Genomic DNA, 13,672 nt, shown 5'->3' with positions numbered 1-13,672 from the left:
AAAGCGCTGCGTGTGCAGCGCGCGCACTTTATACGGTTGTGCCCAGCCCTGCCGTATTTCTCGCTGCCAACAGTGCGTGGAAGTCTGGCGTGGTCAGCGGGTGGCTCAGGAAATAGCCCTGACCCTCCTCACACTGCACCGCCTTGAGCAATTGCACATGCTCGGCGGTTTCGATGCCCTCGGCGGTGACCGTCAATGAAAGCGCGCGGCCGAGCCCGACGATGGCCTGGACGATGGAGCGGTCGCCTTCGCTTTCGCTGAGGCGGGTCAGGAAGCTTCGGTCGATCTTCAGGCCGTCGAAGGGGAATGTGCGCAGGTAACTCAAAGATGAATAGCCGGTGCCGAAGTCGTCCATGGCAATCCGCACCCCCAGTTGCTTGAGGGTCAGCATGACGTCCAGCGCACCCACGGCGTCCTCGATCATCACCCCTTCGGTGATCTCCAGTTCGACCCGCGACGGCTCGATGCCGGTGGCCTTGAGCGCAAAATGAATGCGCGACGGCAGGTTGCCGCGCTTGAACTCGGCAGGCGACAGGTTGATGGAAATGAACAGGTGTTTCGGCCAGCGCGTGGCTTCACTGCATGCCTGAGTCATGACCCAGTCACTGAGCGGAATGATCAGCCCGCTTTCTTCGGCGATCGGAATAAAAGTGTCCGGCGGAATCAGGCCACGCTGTGGATGCTGCCAACGCACGAGCGCTTCGGCGCCCACCATTTCGCCATCGCAGATACGGAAACGCGGCTGGAAATGCAGGCGCAGCTCGTTGTGTTTGATGGCATAGCGCAGGTCGCTCTCCAGCCGGCGGCGCTCAATGATCTTGGCGTTCATGTCGCCGGCATAGAACCGCCAGGTGCCCCGGCCGCTGGCCTTGGCCTCGTACAGCGCGATGTCGGCGTAACGCAGCAATTCGGCCGCCTCGCGCGCATCAGTGGGCGCCATGGCGATGCCGATGCTCGCACTGACGAATATTTCCTGGTCGTCGATTTGCACCGGGCGTTCGATGGAGTCGATCAGCCGTCGGCACAACGACTCCACCTCGTCCTGGGTCCTGGTGTCGCTGAGGATGAGCACGAATTCATCACCGCCCACGCGCGCGACCAGATCGCCATGGCGGACGCAGTCGGACAACCGGCTGGACACGTCATTGAGCACGCGGTCTCCGGCGGCGTGGCCGAGCAGGTCGTTGACCGGCTTGAAGCGGTCCAGGTCGAGGCTTAGCATCACCAGCGGCTGGTCCAGGGTCGGCAGCGCCTTAAGCTTGCCGTCGAGAAACTCCTGCAACCTGACCCGATTAGGCAGACCGGTCAGGGCGTCGTGCTGAGACAGGAATTCGATGCGCCGCCGGGCTTCCACTTCTTCGGTGACATCAGTGGCCGTGCCTCTGAACCCGCCCGCCACCATCGACCGCGCCGAAAGGCGACTGATGCGCTCGCGGCCACACGTTTCCAGGTAGCGGCACTGGATGGTGATGTCGGGGCGGCGATTAGGGATGGCCAGCCACTGAGAGACATGGCCGAGTTCGGTTTGCAGCAGGTCGTCCATCAAGGCACCGATCCACTGCGCGCGGTCCAGGCCGGTCACGCTTTCAAAGCGGTCAGACAGGTAGGTGAAGCGTCCTTCACTGTCGATCTCCCAGACCCAGTCGGAGCTGGCTTCGACCACGTCACGGAACCGCGCCTCGCTGGTCGCCAGTGCGCTTTCGCTTTTCTGCAGGGACGTATAACTGTCATCCAGAGAACGCGCGGCGGCGGTGGTGCGACGCAGAATGGCCCAGGTCATCAAGCACACCAGCGCAGCGGCCAGGCCAATCAGCGGCAACCCCATCGCCATCAAGCGCTGGCCCGGCTTGGGTGGCGTCCAGTGCAAGGCACCGGCCGCACCGCCCTCACCCAGCGGGAAGATCGAGACCTGATGGCGTTCTTCCTGCGTGGCGACGTGCAGCCCGTCCACGCCGTATTCCTTGCCGATGACGGCCAGTTTGGCGTCGTCCAATACATCGACGAAGATCATTACCGAGTTCACCCGGTCATCGGGGGTCACGCTCGGATCGGTGCCGGGGGTGATGGCGGCTGCGGCGACCAGCGCGGGGGTGCCGTTCAGGTCGATAAAAAGAGTGACAGGGGTTTCCGACTCCGCGCCCTCCCGGGCCCTGGCCAGAATCTTGTCCCGGGCAGCGCCTAACCAAGCGTCGGCATCGACTTTCTCGAGCTGCCCTTCGACCACCGCATACACCGTGCGCCCGGCGTCATCTATGACGAAGAGGCCTTGAAAGCCGAAATCGGTGTAGAGCGTGGGGCCTACGTTCTGCCGGACGAAGGCCCAGTCAGGGTCAACCTTCAGATGCAGATAGCGGTAGGCATCGCCCCAGAACGCGTAGTCCTTGACCGTGACGCTCAGCGATTTTTCCAGTGAGCGCACGGCCTTCTCGGTGTAGAACGCGCTTTCGACTTCCTCGGTGTAGTCCAGATCACGGGCGAGAAATACCAGCAAGTAAGCGGCCAGCATAAAGACACCCGCCAGCAGGAAGACGAACTTGAACAACGAGCCCCGCGCCAACGCAACGGTCGAGGGGCTTGCGGGCGTACGGGTGACAGGGGTGGGCTGAATGGACATGGTTTTCCGCAGAGCTGATGACGGGACGGTCGCTTACGTCTGTATCGGCGGCTGCAGAGCAATGATGAGCGGCGGGACGGGCAGCGCAACAGCCTTCCACGGTTTTGAGTAAAGGCTCGGGTGTCGGATCAATGATGCGTGACGGTCGGTGTCACTCCTGATCCGGCGTCAGCACATCGCTTGCCTCCAGAGCAAGCGCTACCTGTGCACGCAGGGCGTGGTTTTCCTCGCTCAAGGCGGCGACACGCTGGTTTGACTGAGCCACTTGCTCACCGGCCAGTGCCAGGGCGGTTGCCAGGGAATTGCTCTCGGCTTTCACCGCGACCAGTTGTGCTTGCAGCTGTTCGCTGGCTCCTTGCGCCTTGGCGGTGGCCATCTGCGCCGAGCGCAGTTCTGTCGCAAGGCGCTGGGCCTGGTCTTGCTGGTCGGCCAGCGCACGGGCCTGCTGGCGTAATTCCCCGAGCAGGCGTTCGTTGTCGCGGTTCAGGCGTGTGGACTCATCCTGCTTGATGACCAGCGTCTCCTGCAGTTTTCGCTGCTCCACCTGGATCTGCTGAAGCTGGGCGTCGTGGCGACGCTGGTCCTGCTCGCGTTGCTCCTTGATGGCCTCGCGGTAATGTTCCAGCGCCGAGCGGGCGTGCACATGCTTTTCTTCGAGGGACTGGATCTGCAGGTCCTTGTCTTGCACCCGCCGCTCAAGGTCCTGGCACTGCTGACTCAGCCCGGCGTTGCGCGTCAGTTCCGACTGCCAGGAGGAATGGGTGGTCTGCAACTGGGTACCCTGTTCGGTAAGCGCAGCGTGTTGCGATTCAGTCTGGCGCTGCGCCGATTTGAGCCCTTGCTCAAGGGCTTCCAGCCGGGCTTCCCAGGCCTCCCGCTGACGGGTGAAGTCCGCTTCGGCCAGCGCAACGATCTCGGCGCCCTCTTCCGTCAGGCGATCAAGCAAGCCTTCAACCAGCGCTTTCAACTCATCGCCCATGCGCTCGCGCGTGGTCGATTCACCGGGCGCATGAGCGTCCAGCTCCTTCAAATAACGGGCAATGGTGGTCTTCGAGCCCGTGTTCCCCAGCTCAACGCGCACAGCGTCGATGCTCGGGTAAGCGCCCTTGCTCAGCAAGGCCTGTCGCGCCCGCTCCACCACCGCCTTATTGATGCCCCCGCGTGCCATCTCCGCTCCTACTATTTCGTACCGTGTTACGTAACACGTTATTACGGGCTACGTTATCAGGTAAATCCGTGTGTGGAAATGTTTCTACAAGCAAACGATAATAGGGCTTTATCGCTTTTCAGAAGCCCGAAAGCTTTTAAGGCGTCCCGCTGGCGCTGAAATTGCCCCGGTTGATCGAGGAATCTATGGAAAAGGCAGATCGGTACCTGTCAGCAGGCACCCGCGCCAACACGCGGCGAAGCTATCGTTCGGCCATCGAGCATTTCGAGGTGGTGTGGGGCGGGTACCTGCCAACCACGGGTGACGGCATCGTGCGCTACCTCGCCGAGTACGCCGACAAGCACGCCATCAGTACGCTGAAGCAGCGGTTGGCGGCGCTGGCCCAGTGGCACGTCACCCAGGGATTTCCGGACCCGACCAAAACGCCCACCGTGCGGCAACTGCTCAAGGGCATTCGCGTGGTCCATCCGGCGCAGGCCAAACAGGCGGCGCCGCTGCTGCTGCGTCATCTCGAGCAGGCCGTCGCGTGGCTGGAGAACGAGGCCGAGGCGGCGTGGCAACGCGGTGACCACAGGACGCTGATGCGCCATCGGCGTTCCATTGCCCTGGTGTTGGTCGGCTTCTGGCGGGGTTTTCGCGGTGATGAGCTGGCGCGGCTGGACGTGGGCAACATCCAGGCGCAAGCGGGCGAAGGCATCAGCTTTTACCTGCCCTACACCAAAGGGGATCGTCAGCACGAGGGCACAACGTTCACTACCCCGGCATTGAAGACGCTCTGCCCGGTCAACGCCTACATCAACTGGATCACGGTGGCCGGCCTCACCCAGGGGCCGGTGTTTCGTCGCATCGACCGCTGGGGCAACCTGTCCATGGAGGCAATCAACGCCCACAGTCTGGTGCCGATGTTGCGGCGTATCTTTAAAGACGCAGGCTTGCCCGACCACCTTTACAGCAGTCATTCATTGCGCAGGGGCTTCGCAACTTGGGCGTCCGGCAACGGTTGGGATATTAAAAGCCTCATGAGTTACGTCGGCTGGAAGGACATTAAGTCGGCGTTGCGTTATGTAGACCCGACCAGCTCTTTTGGTGGCCTGGCTTTGAAGCCTGCGTTAAACCAAGCCTTGCAGCCCGCCGCGCTGACGCAAGCCTGATCCACCGGCAAGTTCAAAGCGACCGGCAACGCCGCCGTCGGCCAACGTGCATTTAAGAAAGAAAAGTTTGCGTTTAATACTGGCATCCCTGCACCGACTCGCACTACAGTGTCCACGGTTACACCAGTAACCACCGTGCGCTCCAATGTTCGCCAGTGCTAACGCCGCACGTCAGTATCAACAAACCGAAACATGGAGTTCCAATGTCAAAACTTGCTGAATACCGCCAGCTCGAACGTCACCTTGCCGACCAGCTTGCTGCCCTCGAAGCCATGAAAGGCGATAAAGGCCTTGAGCAGGAAATCGAATTCGAAGGCAAATTGCGTACGCTGCTGGGCGAATACAATAAAAGCCTGAAAGATATTATTTCGATTCTGGATCACCCTACCGGATCCAAGCAGGGCAAGAACGCCGCCGCCCCCGAGAAAACCACTCGCAAAGCCCGCGCCGTGAAAGTCTACAAAAACCCGCACACCGGTGAAGTTGTCGAGACCAAAGGCGGCAACCACAAAACCCTGAAAGAATGGAAAGCCGAACACGGTTCAGACACCGTCGAGTCCTGGGTTTCCTGATCGACCCGTCAACGAGGAGAAAGGCCTTTATTGCCTGGCACCTCGTTGCCGATCTTCCGATGCCCGCACCCACGGCGTGGCATCGGTGACCCGGTTTTGCACATAGCCGTGCAAATGAGCCGTCGGTGCTTCGCCTCTGCTGCATGCCTGCAGGAGTCCTGCCGTGAAGAACATCCCCGCTGGCGTGCTCAACGTTTCATACCGCGACACAGGTCCCAGCGAGGGCCCCGTTGTGGTGTTGCTCCACGGATTCCCTTACGACATCCACGCCTATGACGACGTCTCGACCCGACTTGTTCAAGCCGGCTGTCGCTGCATCGTGCCTTACCTGAGGGGTTACGGACCGACCCGCTTCATTGATCCTGACACGCCCCGCTCCGGAGAACAGGCCGCACTGGGCGCTGACCTGCTCGCACTTCTGAATGCATTGCACATCCCCAACGCCATTCTTGCCGGTTATGACTGGGGCGGACGCGCCGCCTGCGTAGTAGCTGCGCTGTGGCCAGAACGCGTGGCCGGATTGGTCAGCTGCGACCCGGGCTATAACATCCAGAACATCGCTGAGGCGGGCACACCCGCTTCGCCCGAAACGGAGCGCCGCCTGTGGTACCAGTATTATCTTCACGGTGAGCGGGGACGCGCAGGCCTGGCGGCCAATCGCCGTGACTTTTGCCGCCTGCTCTGGCAGCTCTGGTCGCCAACGTGGTTATTTGCGGATACGACGTTCACTGACACAGCCCAGGCATTCGAAAATCCGGACTTCGTCGACGTGGTTGTGCATTCTTACCGTCATCGTTACGGGCTGGTGGCGGGAGATCCGCATTACGCGCTGATCCAGGAAAAGCTCGCGCTAAAACCTGCGATAACTGTACCGGCGGTCATTCTGGCGGGAGCAGACGATGGTGTTTCATCAAAACGTGATGACAGCGTGGCGATGCTCGGATTCGAAGGCCCGGTACGCCGAGAGGTGTTAAACGGTGTGGGGCATAATGTGCCGCAGGAAGTGCCGGAGGCATTTGCGAATGCGGTTCTAAGTCTGTTGCGAGGTGATGGGACCCCGTGTGACGCGAAAGACTAAGCCTTCAGGTGTGCTCAGCGTCGCTCAATTCAACCGCTGACTTCGCCGCATCGAATTCATCTTCGAAATAAAATACAGCGCCCTCATCATTTTTGACACGGAACAATACGGTGACGCCCGATTGCCGCTGTTCGAGGGGGATGTCTTTGCCTTCCAGTCTGACGACGGCGACAGCCATGTTAATGCTCCTGATGAAGTAAGGACGGCAAACCAAACCGCCGAGGTCTCAGTCGACCTACAAGCTGGCCAGGCTTAATTCACGATGCGCGGTGTTCAGCAAATTGCCGTGCAGCAGCGCGAGCACGCGGAGCATTGAATAGTTGAGTACTTTGAACCGTGACGGGCAATGGACGGTATTCAAGATCGATCAGGCGAACTCCGTTGATCTGCGGCTGCACACAAGGCAAGGCACCGAAAGCCGTGGCCAGCACAACCTGCTCGGGCTGAAACAATACGATGGTTTGCGCGGTGACCGCGTCCATGTAAAGCGAGTAGGGAAAAGATGAATCCGGGCAAACGTGATGCCGAAGTTCATTCAGTACACGTAAACGGCTGTAGACAACCGTGCCTTCGCCCAACGACTTGCTGTACCAGGTATTCATTTCACTGTCCGTGTCGTACGCGTTATCAGTATCGACCCTGCGATGAACCGGTTCGTTCAACGCCGACGGCGGTCAATCTGAACCTTTCAATCGCGCGGGCCAAACAGGGCGTGAATCTTTTCGATGACTTGATCGATATCGAACGGCTTTTCAATGACCACGGCGAACAGGTCTGGCCGTTCTGTCCCCATGTAGGCCTGTGCGCCGCTCATCAACATGATCGGCGTTGACCTGTGGGCAGCGAGGGACTTGACCGTCTCGGCGAGTTCCAGCCCGGTCATCCCGGGCATCATGAAATCGGTAATGATCAGGTCCGGCCGATCCCGCTCAAGCAGGTCCAGCGCCTTTGCCCCGCTCCCGGCCACCACCGTGTGGAAACCTTCATCCTCCAGCGCAAAGCTCAAAATATCGGCGATGAGGTACTCGTCGTCGATGATCAGGATGGTTGTCATCAGAGAACTGCTTGCCACGAGGTCACGAAGGCCCGGCGATTTATCAGGTCAGTCGCGTGTCCTGGCCATCCCCGCATTGCACATCGCATATCTCAGACCTCTTCATGGTGATTCCAGCGTTGCTCATCACGACTTCAAGTGGCGAGGGATCGTAGGCGTTGTCTCTGATCTTAAGAATGGAAACCTGACGTTGAAGTTCAGTTCGATGCTGCACGAACTGGACGAGCAGCAGGTTATCCACCACCGCCGCAACCTCTGGCGCCGCAACCTCTGGCGCCGCCACCCTGGCGCTGACATGAACATCGAACAGGCGCTGAGCTTCCCACGCCGCCATCACGGTGACGCCTCGGGCGCGAAGTTCGCCCAGTAAGGTTTCGAGGACGTCCAGCACCCGCCGCTGATCAGCGGAGGTTCGGCTTAAGGCGTTCAGGCTGTCGATGAACACGCGTTTGATCCGTTGCTGCTCGACCCGCTCCAGCAGGTCATAGCAAATACGATCGATGAGCCCGGCGGAGGCCGACGTCCAGGCGATGCTCAGCGCACCGACGGCTTCCAGCGCCGCGAAGTCCTTGCCGAGCGACCGCGCCTTGGTTCTTGCCCGTTGCGGGGATTCGTGAAAGCCGAAGTACAGCCCGGGCTCCTGCGCCGAACACCCGCTCAGAAAATGGATGCCCAGGGAGGTCTTACCCGCCCCCGACGGGCCCATAATCAGCGTCACCGAGGACACGACCAGACCACCGCCGATGTGCCCGTCCAGTCCGTGGATGCCACTGCTCAGGGTCGCGTAGGGTAGTTCGGGGATAGCGCTGTTGCGGGGTATGGTGCTTTCGAGGCGCGGGTAGATCGAGATGCCCCGCTCATCGATCTCGTATTCGTGGGCGCCGGGGATCGCGCCACTGCCGCGGGTCTTGCGCATCCTGATGCGCCGCACGGTGCGGCTGCCGAGCATGTCCTCGCCCATTTCGATAACGCCATCGACCATGGTGTGCTCCGGGCTGCCATCCTCAAGCTGCGAACTGGTGAGGAACAGCACCGTGCAGCCGGCGAAGGCCGCATGGCCTTGAAGCTCGGAAATGAACTGCTTGGTGTCCAGCGGTGAATCTGCTCTGGATCGTGCATTGAGGAGCCCGTCGAGGATCAGCAGGCTGGACTTTTGCCGACTTATCTCACGGCGCAGCAACTTGACGACCTCATCCAGGCCATCGTTCTCGAGGGTGTCGAAGGCGCTGATGAACTGGATGCTTTGCCCTACCGGACCGCGATCAAAAAAACTCAAGGTCGAGAGAAAATGGAATAGCCGGTCGTGAGGTTCGGCGAGCAGCGTTGCGAACAGTACGCGTCCGCCTTGTTGCACGTGGTGGAAGCCCAACTGGCTGGCAAGGATGGTCTTGCCCGAGCCCGGGCGGCCCTGAATGATGTATGACGCACCCGAAACAAGGCCTCCCTTGAGCACGTCATCAAAGCCCCCGATCCCGCTTTCAAGGCGTTTTAGCTGATCCAATTCTGCTTCCTCTCCTGATGTGCATCAGGCTTGTAAATACGCATTGCGCGCCTGTGAAGGTCGATACAGTGGCAAGTTATCGCGGAGGAGTCTAGCCCATCGCACTGTGGCGGATGACGGGGCGTCATTGGCCGAATACGGATCCTGTTTACGGGTATTTGAAGGCTGGAGGCGCATCTTCACCGCCAGCTGATGCGACGGGAATCGCCCCAGCCTCATCGGACGCAAGTGGCAACACGGAACGGCGTTGATCGATCAGGCAAAAAAAAGCCCGCTTTCGCGGGCAAAAACCAAAGAGTCCTGACCAAGTGACTCAATCCTGTTCACGGGTGCTCCCGTCAAGCGTCGAGAGCAGCGATGCCTAATGAATTCTTTCAAATCCGCGTATTGTTTTCGGCAACAGTCCGGCCTTGAATTGCTGCACGAATAACGCGGTTCTGAAGCCACGGCCCAAGGTTGCCGCCTCCGCGTCGAAGCGTGTCAGACACGAAGTGAAATGCAGCGGGTACTTGTCGTCGAACGCCACACTGGCTTCATCGAGCGTTGAATCTTCCAATAGCTTGTTCATCAGAAAACCTCCCTGCTGTGCATGGCATGTGGCATACCGTCGGCAGTGCGGGCCCAGCGCGGGCCCGTGCCAGGTCGTTATTCCACTTTACCCTGAGCCAGGCCCGACCCCAGGTCGGCACCGGTCATAGGGTCCGCAGTCAGGTCGGACTTCAGACGCTCTTTCATCATCGTCAGGGTCACCGAGTCGTCCTCGGCCAACGTGACGGACGCAGTACCGTCACCACCATCGACGGCAGGCTGTGGATTCTCGACATACTCAAACTCGGCGTCACTGTTCCACGGCCCGCGTACGTTCGGCTCGCCGTTGGACATGCTGAAGTAAGTCCGCGAGAACTCAGGCATGCCTGGCAACTTGCCTTGCGGGAAGTTGGGTTGAATCGAGTGCAGCGCTTTCTCGAACGAGATCTGATGCGCGATCTCGCGCGTCATCAAGAAGCCCAGCGCGTCCTTGATGCCTGGATCAGTGGTCACGTTGATCAGGCGCTCGTAGACAATCTTGGCGCGCGCTTCCGCCGCGATGTTCGAACGGAAGTCTGCAGTCGGTTCACCAATGGTGTCGATGTAGGCCGCAGTCCACGGCACGCCCGCCGAATTGATCAGTGAAGCGCCACCGCCGTACAGGATGCTGGTAATGTGCGAATCATTGCCAGCGCCGTTGATTTCACGGTAGAGCTCGCCCTCAGCTTGTACGCCCTCGGCGATTTTGCCTTTGGCACCTTTGTTCAGCATCACAATAATCGAGCCGATGATTTCGAGGTGGCTCAACTCCTCAGTGGCAATGTCCATCAGCAGGTCTTTACGACCTGGATCTTCTTCAGACAACGCTTGGGTAAAGTAACGAGTGGCCGCTGCCAACTCGCCCTGGGCGCCACCAAACTGCTCGAGCAGCAGGTTCGCAAGTCCCGGGTTAGGCTCGGCAACGCGAACCGTGTATTGAAGACGTTTATTGTGCAGGAACATAATGTTACTCCCTTCTCAGGCTAAATTGATGTCGGGGTTTTTAACCACACGTTCAGCTTTTTGGTACGGCGATCGGTCAACTAAGCAGACCGCACAGATATAAAGAGACGTCACTGAAGCTGAAATTCAGGGAAGTGTGCGCAGGCCCGACCAATGGTTTAGCGCTAAAAGTTTAATGACAGTGGCTCGTGTCCCGACGAGTGGCAGCCGCACACTTGGAATGGGCGGCAGGTGCATTGCCGTGCATGGCGGGTAGAGATGCAGAACCAACAACACGCCCACATCGATGGCTCGCACGCGGCCGCAATCGTTCTGATGTATGCGGTGTTTGAAGAACAAGTAACGGGACCGGCGGCGTTGCGCCGCGGGTCGCTGTGAACCTTCACGAGCAGGGTCGTGTTGAGCCAATCCGCCGGGGCTTATCGCGTGACAGCAGCCTTTGGCCCGCTGGCAATCAGGGCCGCACCACAGGCGGTTCTCATGCCGTCCAAGGCAACGGCGATTCCGTTTATGGCGTAGGTGCTGCTGCCCTCGACGACGGGGAAAATACCTTTGCACAACGGGCAACTGACGTTGTGCCCTACTCCGACGATGGGTTTACCGTTCAGGTCGGTTTGAGCAAAGGCCTCAAGTACGACGCCGCCATGAGTGGTGAGGTCGCCGAGGCGGATGATGTCTTTCATAAGGTGAAGGCTCATTTGTGGGTGGAATGATTGACTATTCGGTGAAGGTGACGAGTTCAGCAGAACTGCCAATGCTTGTTTGTCTCGTTCGAGTTCAGACAATGACTTGCTGCCAAACGGGTCGGGCTGAGCGACGCCGTCATGCTGAGATATGGCGTTCTCGCTTAATCACTTAACAAAGCGGTTCAACCTTTGAATGCCAAAGCAGAATCACCAAGTGCCATAGGGAATGCCGTGTTGTTCGACGTAGGCTTTGTTCTCAGGCTCAAGTGGGATGTACTTGTCCTTGCTCGCCCCGCGGTACGGGCCGAGCGGTTCGACTTTAGCTTGGTAACGACCGACTTCCTTGAAACCCAGACATGGCCCACCGGCCCAAACTTTAACAATCCCTCCTGGGGCCATCCCGAGCGTAATAGCGAAGCGGTAGTCGTCTATCCATTCTTTTGATCCACGGCAGTACACGCGCTCTGGCCTAGCCATCTCATCGCGTACCCATTGCGGTATTCGGATGCTGATTTTGTAAGCCTGAGGCTCTACTAGTGACTGCCAACGCAGAAGGAGTTGGTCTGGTAAGTCGACGTTGTTGATGGGTTTGCCACCAGATGTGCCCTTGTGCCAGCCCTCGGGCTTACGTGTGTAACCGGCGACCCCAGCATGCACGTTGAAGAAAACGTATCCCCGCTGATCAAGCACATCGACGCTTTCCACCCACACTTCCATGTGTTTGGGCGCGGCGAAGCCGATATACCACGCCGGATATGGCAGCTTGACTGGTGGGGGCACTGAGCCACCCGTGGCGCAGGCACTCAGGCTGAGTAGCAATCCGGCTGCAAGACCCATGCGCCTCATTCCGGATAACCTTCTTGTGGACGGTTGAGGTGCACGTTCCTACGATTCAGAGGCGCCGGTTTGCTGAATAGAAAGGGGCCCTCTGGAGTCCAGTGCGCGGAAATGTGGATGTAACGCGCTCGCAGCAACGCCTCTTGAGCAGGCTCAAGGCGTACGAGCCGATCCGCCATGACCTGCTGCAAGATTCGCGCGGCGATGGACTTGAGTTCACCCGGCAGTGTCAGTTCAGGCCGCTCCTCCAGACCTTTGAAGGGAACGCCGTTACGCACGCCCAGTTCTCGCATGACACGCAATGCAATCAGGCTCAGCTCGCCATGCACCGGGCGTTCGAGCAGCACAGTTATCCAGTAGTCCTGCGTGGCCGACGCAGCTTTGCCGCGAGGGTTAGTTGCTGCAGGCCAGGCTTTCACCGCAATGTAGCCATCGCGAGCGACGCCTGATTCGCGCAATTCCTTGGCGTCCGCCTCTGCACGAGTCCAGGCGGCGTGGGACTCAACCCTTTGGCCGGTCGGAACGCTGGCTTTGCAGGGTTGCGTCATCCACAACTTTTCTCGTGCTCGTGGCAGGTCGCCCCAGCGGACATCGGAATGCCCGCCGCAGTGGGTTCTGAGACGTTCATTTGTGCAGTGGCGCGATGGGTGCGAGTCCGCAGCAGCATTACCAGCTGCCATAGGGAATGCCGTGCTGGTCGATGTAGGCTTTGTTTTCAGGTTCGAGTGGGATGTACTTGCCCTTGCTCGCCCCACGATAGGGTCCGAGCGGTTCGATTTCAGCCTGAAAGCGGCCGACCTCCTTATGCTCTAAACACCCCGATCCGACCCAGACCTTTGCGATGCCTCCGGGCGCCATGCCCAGGCTTATGGTGTCCCGATATAGAGTGACGACCTCCTGATCCCAGCTACAAAACTCCCGCTGTGGCTTGATCATTTCATCGCGTACCCATTGGGGTATGTTGATCAAAACTTTATAGGTTTGTGGTTCAACTAACGATTGCCAGCGCAGAAAAATTTGATCTGGCAAATCGACGTTATTGATGGGTTTGGACTTGCCTCCTCCTTCGTGCCAGCCATCCGGCTGACCCGTGTAGCTGACGACGCCACCGTGCACGCGAAAAAAAGCAAGGCCGCGCTGATCCAGCACATCAACCGTCTCCACCCACACCTCCATGTTTTGGGGCGCCGCCAACCCTACATACCACGCCGGATACGGCAGCTTCGGTCTCGCTGGAAGTGGAGAGTTAGCTGCACAGGCACTCAGGCTGATTAGTAATCCCAGTGCATACGCCAGGCGCCTCATTCGGGATAACCTTCTTGCGGACGATTGACGTGCACGTTCCTACGATTCAGCGGTGCCGGTTTGCTAAGTAAGAAGGGACCTTCAGGGGTCCAGTGCGCGGATATGTGGATGTAACGCGCTCGTAGCAATGCCTCTTGCGCAGGTTCCAGGCGTACGAGCCGGTCCGTCATTACCTG

At 59.3% G+C, this 13,672-nt stretch carries 15 protein-coding genes; 3 read left to right on the top strand and 12 right to left on the bottom strand.

Annotation, left to right across the window (positions count from 1 at the left end; translation table 11 throughout):
• Nucleotides 1-28 precede the first annotated feature (28 nt).
• Nucleotides 29-2,614 carry a bifunctional diguanylate cyclase/phosphodiesterase gene (locus VF672_RS21465; protein ID WP_331106638.1) on the bottom strand — a complete coding sequence of 862 codons (2,586 nt, stop codon included), beginning with the start codon at nucleotides 2,612-2,614 and terminating at the stop codon, nucleotides 29-31.
• 151 nt (nucleotides 2,615-2,765) lie between these two features.
• The gene (locus VF672_RS21460) at nucleotides 2,766-3,782 is read right to left on the bottom strand and encodes a DNA-binding protein (protein WP_331106636.1); all 1,017 of its coding nucleotides are present in this window, start codon (nucleotides 3,780-3,782) and stop codon (nucleotides 2,766-2,768) included.
• Nucleotides 3,783-3,967: 185 nt separating this feature from the next.
• Here VF672_RS21460 and VF672_RS21455 point away from each other — a divergent pair, with 185 nt between their 5' ends.
• The 3 genes from VF672_RS21455 to VF672_RS21445 all read left to right on the top strand — a co-directional run bounded on the left by VF672_RS21455 (nucleotide 3,968) and on the right by VF672_RS21445 (nucleotide 6,583).
• Nucleotides 3,968-4,933 (top strand): tyrosine-type recombinase/integrase, encoded by a 966-nt coding sequence (locus VF672_RS21455; RefSeq protein ID WP_331106634.1) that lies wholly within the window; start codon nucleotides 3,968-3,970, stop codon nucleotides 4,931-4,933.
• 203 nt (nucleotides 4,934-5,136) lie between these two features.
• Nucleotides 5,137-5,505 (top strand): histone-like nucleoid-structuring protein, MvaT/MvaU family, encoded by a 369-nt coding sequence (locus tag VF672_RS21450; RefSeq protein ID WP_331106632.1) that lies wholly within the window; start codon nucleotides 5,137-5,139, stop codon nucleotides 5,503-5,505.
• A 163-nt stretch (nucleotides 5,506-5,668) separates the two neighbouring features.
• The gene (locus VF672_RS21445) at nucleotides 5,669-6,583 is read left to right on the top strand and encodes an alpha/beta hydrolase (protein WP_331106630.1); all 915 of its coding nucleotides are present in this window, start codon (nucleotides 5,669-5,671) and stop codon (nucleotides 6,581-6,583) included.
• A gap of 4 nt (nucleotides 6,584-6,587) precedes the next feature.
• Here VF672_RS21445 and VF672_RS21440 read toward each other — a convergent pair whose 3' ends face one another.
• The 10 genes from VF672_RS21440 to VF672_RS21395 all read right to left on the bottom strand — a co-directional run bounded on the left by VF672_RS21440 (nucleotide 6,588) and on the right by VF672_RS21395 (nucleotide 13,496).
• The gene (locus VF672_RS21440; protein WP_331106628.1) at nucleotides 6,588-6,761 is read right to left on the bottom strand and encodes a hypothetical protein; all 174 of its coding nucleotides are present in this window, start codon (nucleotides 6,759-6,761) and stop codon (nucleotides 6,588-6,590) included.
• Between the two features lie 79 nt (nucleotides 6,762-6,840).
• Nucleotides 6,841-7,185 carry a hypothetical protein gene (locus tag VF672_RS21435; protein ID WP_331106627.1) on the bottom strand — a complete coding sequence of 115 codons (345 nt, stop codon included), beginning with the start codon at nucleotides 7,183-7,185 and terminating at the stop codon, nucleotides 6,841-6,843.
• Nucleotides 7,186-7,271: 86 nt separating this feature from the next.
• The gene (locus VF672_RS21430) at nucleotides 7,272-7,637 is read right to left on the bottom strand and encodes a response regulator (protein WP_331106625.1); all 366 of its coding nucleotides are present in this window, start codon (nucleotides 7,635-7,637) and stop codon (nucleotides 7,272-7,274) included.
• A 43-nt stretch (nucleotides 7,638-7,680) separates the two neighbouring features.
• Nucleotides 7,681-9,138: an ATPase domain-containing protein gene (locus tag VF672_RS21425; RefSeq protein ID WP_331106624.1), complete on the bottom strand. Its 1,458-nt coding sequence runs from the start codon at nucleotides 9,136-9,138 to the stop codon at nucleotides 7,681-7,683.
• A gap of 361 nt (nucleotides 9,139-9,499) precedes the next feature.
• Entirely contained in the window at nucleotides 9,500-9,706 is a 207-nt protein-coding gene (locus tag VF672_RS21420) for a hypothetical protein (RefSeq protein WP_331106622.1), read from the bottom strand.
• Nucleotides 9,707-9,783: 77 nt separating this feature from the next.
• Entirely contained in the window at nucleotides 9,784-10,668 is an 885-nt protein-coding gene (locus VF672_RS21415; RefSeq protein WP_331106620.1) for a manganese catalase family protein, read from the bottom strand.
• Between the two features lie 419 nt (nucleotides 10,669-11,087).
• Nucleotides 11,088-11,351 carry a PAAR domain-containing protein gene (locus tag VF672_RS21410; protein ID WP_331106618.1) on the bottom strand — a complete coding sequence of 88 codons (264 nt, stop codon included), beginning with the start codon at nucleotides 11,349-11,351 and terminating at the stop codon, nucleotides 11,088-11,090.
• A gap of 210 nt (nucleotides 11,352-11,561) precedes the next feature.
• Complete coding sequence (locus VF672_RS21405) at nucleotides 11,562-12,191, bottom strand: DUF2931 family protein (RefSeq protein WP_331106616.1); 630 nt, start codon at nucleotides 12,189-12,191, stop codon at nucleotides 11,562-11,564.
• A 5-nt stretch (nucleotides 12,192-12,196) separates the two neighbouring features.
• The gene (locus tag VF672_RS21400) at nucleotides 12,197-12,739 is read right to left on the bottom strand and encodes a hypothetical protein (RefSeq protein WP_331106615.1); all 543 of its coding nucleotides are present in this window, start codon (nucleotides 12,737-12,739) and stop codon (nucleotides 12,197-12,199) included.
• Nucleotides 12,740-12,857: 118 nt separating this feature from the next.
• Nucleotides 12,858-13,496 (bottom strand): DUF2931 family protein, encoded by a 639-nt coding sequence (locus tag VF672_RS21395; RefSeq protein WP_331106614.1) that lies wholly within the window; start codon nucleotides 13,494-13,496, stop codon nucleotides 12,858-12,860.
• Nucleotides 13,497-13,672 lie beyond the last annotated feature (176 nt).

This window comes from Pseudomonas sp. (genome assembly GCF_036387035.1).
Classification (GTDB): domain Bacteria; phylum Pseudomonadota; class Gammaproteobacteria; order Pseudomonadales; family Pseudomonadaceae; genus Aquipseudomonas.
This window is presented reverse-complemented; position numbering and strand designations above follow the sequence as displayed.

What these genes read in the sequence shown, in the direction of transcription:
- VF672_RS21420 (WP_331106622.1), bottom strand. Translation starts at nt 9,706, where the DNA reads ATGAACAAGCTATTGGAAGATTCAACGCTCGATGAAGCCAGTGTGGCG.
- VF672_RS21455 (WP_331106634.1), top strand. Translation starts at nt 3,968, where the DNA reads ATGGAAAAGGCAGATCGGTACCTGTCAGCAGGCACCCGCGCCAACACG.
- VF672_RS21395 (WP_331106614.1), bottom strand. Translation starts at nt 13,496, where the DNA reads ATGAGGCGCCTGGCGTATGCACTGGGATTACTAATCAGCCTGAGTGCC.
- VF672_RS21430 (WP_331106625.1), bottom strand. Translation starts at nt 7,637, where the DNA reads ATGACAACCATCCTGATCATCGACGACGAGTACCTCATCGCCGATATT.
- VF672_RS21410 (WP_331106618.1), bottom strand. Translation starts at nt 11,351, where the DNA reads ATGAAAGACATCATCCGCCTCGGCGACCTCACCACTCATGGCGGCGTC.
- VF672_RS21465 (WP_331106638.1), bottom strand. Translation starts at nt 2,614, where the DNA reads ATGTCCATTCAGCCCACCCCTGTCACCCGTACGCCCGCAAGCCCCTCG.
- VF672_RS21405 (WP_331106616.1), bottom strand. Translation starts at nt 12,191, where the DNA reads ATGGGTCTTGCAGCCGGATTGCTACTCAGCCTGAGTGCCTGCGCCACG.
- VF672_RS21415 (WP_331106620.1), bottom strand. Translation starts at nt 10,668, where the DNA reads ATGTTCCTGCACAATAAACGTCTTCAATACACGGTTCGCGTTGCCGAG.
- VF672_RS21440 (WP_331106628.1), bottom strand. Translation starts at nt 6,761, where the DNA reads ATGGCTGTCGCCGTCGTCAGACTGGAAGGCAAAGACATCCCCCTCGAA.
- VF672_RS21450 (WP_331106632.1), top strand. Translation starts at nt 5,137, where the DNA reads ATGTCAAAACTTGCTGAATACCGCCAGCTCGAACGTCACCTTGCCGAC.
- VF672_RS21400 (WP_331106615.1), bottom strand. Translation starts at nt 12,739, where the DNA reads ATGACGCAACCCTGCAAAGCCAGCGTTCCGACCGGCCAAAGGGTTGAG.
- VF672_RS21460 (WP_331106636.1), bottom strand. Translation starts at nt 3,782, where the DNA reads ATGGCACGCGGGGGCATCAATAAGGCGGTGGTGGAGCGGGCGCGACAG.
- VF672_RS21435 (WP_331106627.1), bottom strand. Translation starts at nt 7,185, where the DNA reads ATGAATACCTGGTACAGCAAGTCGTTGGGCGAAGGCACGGTTGTCTAC.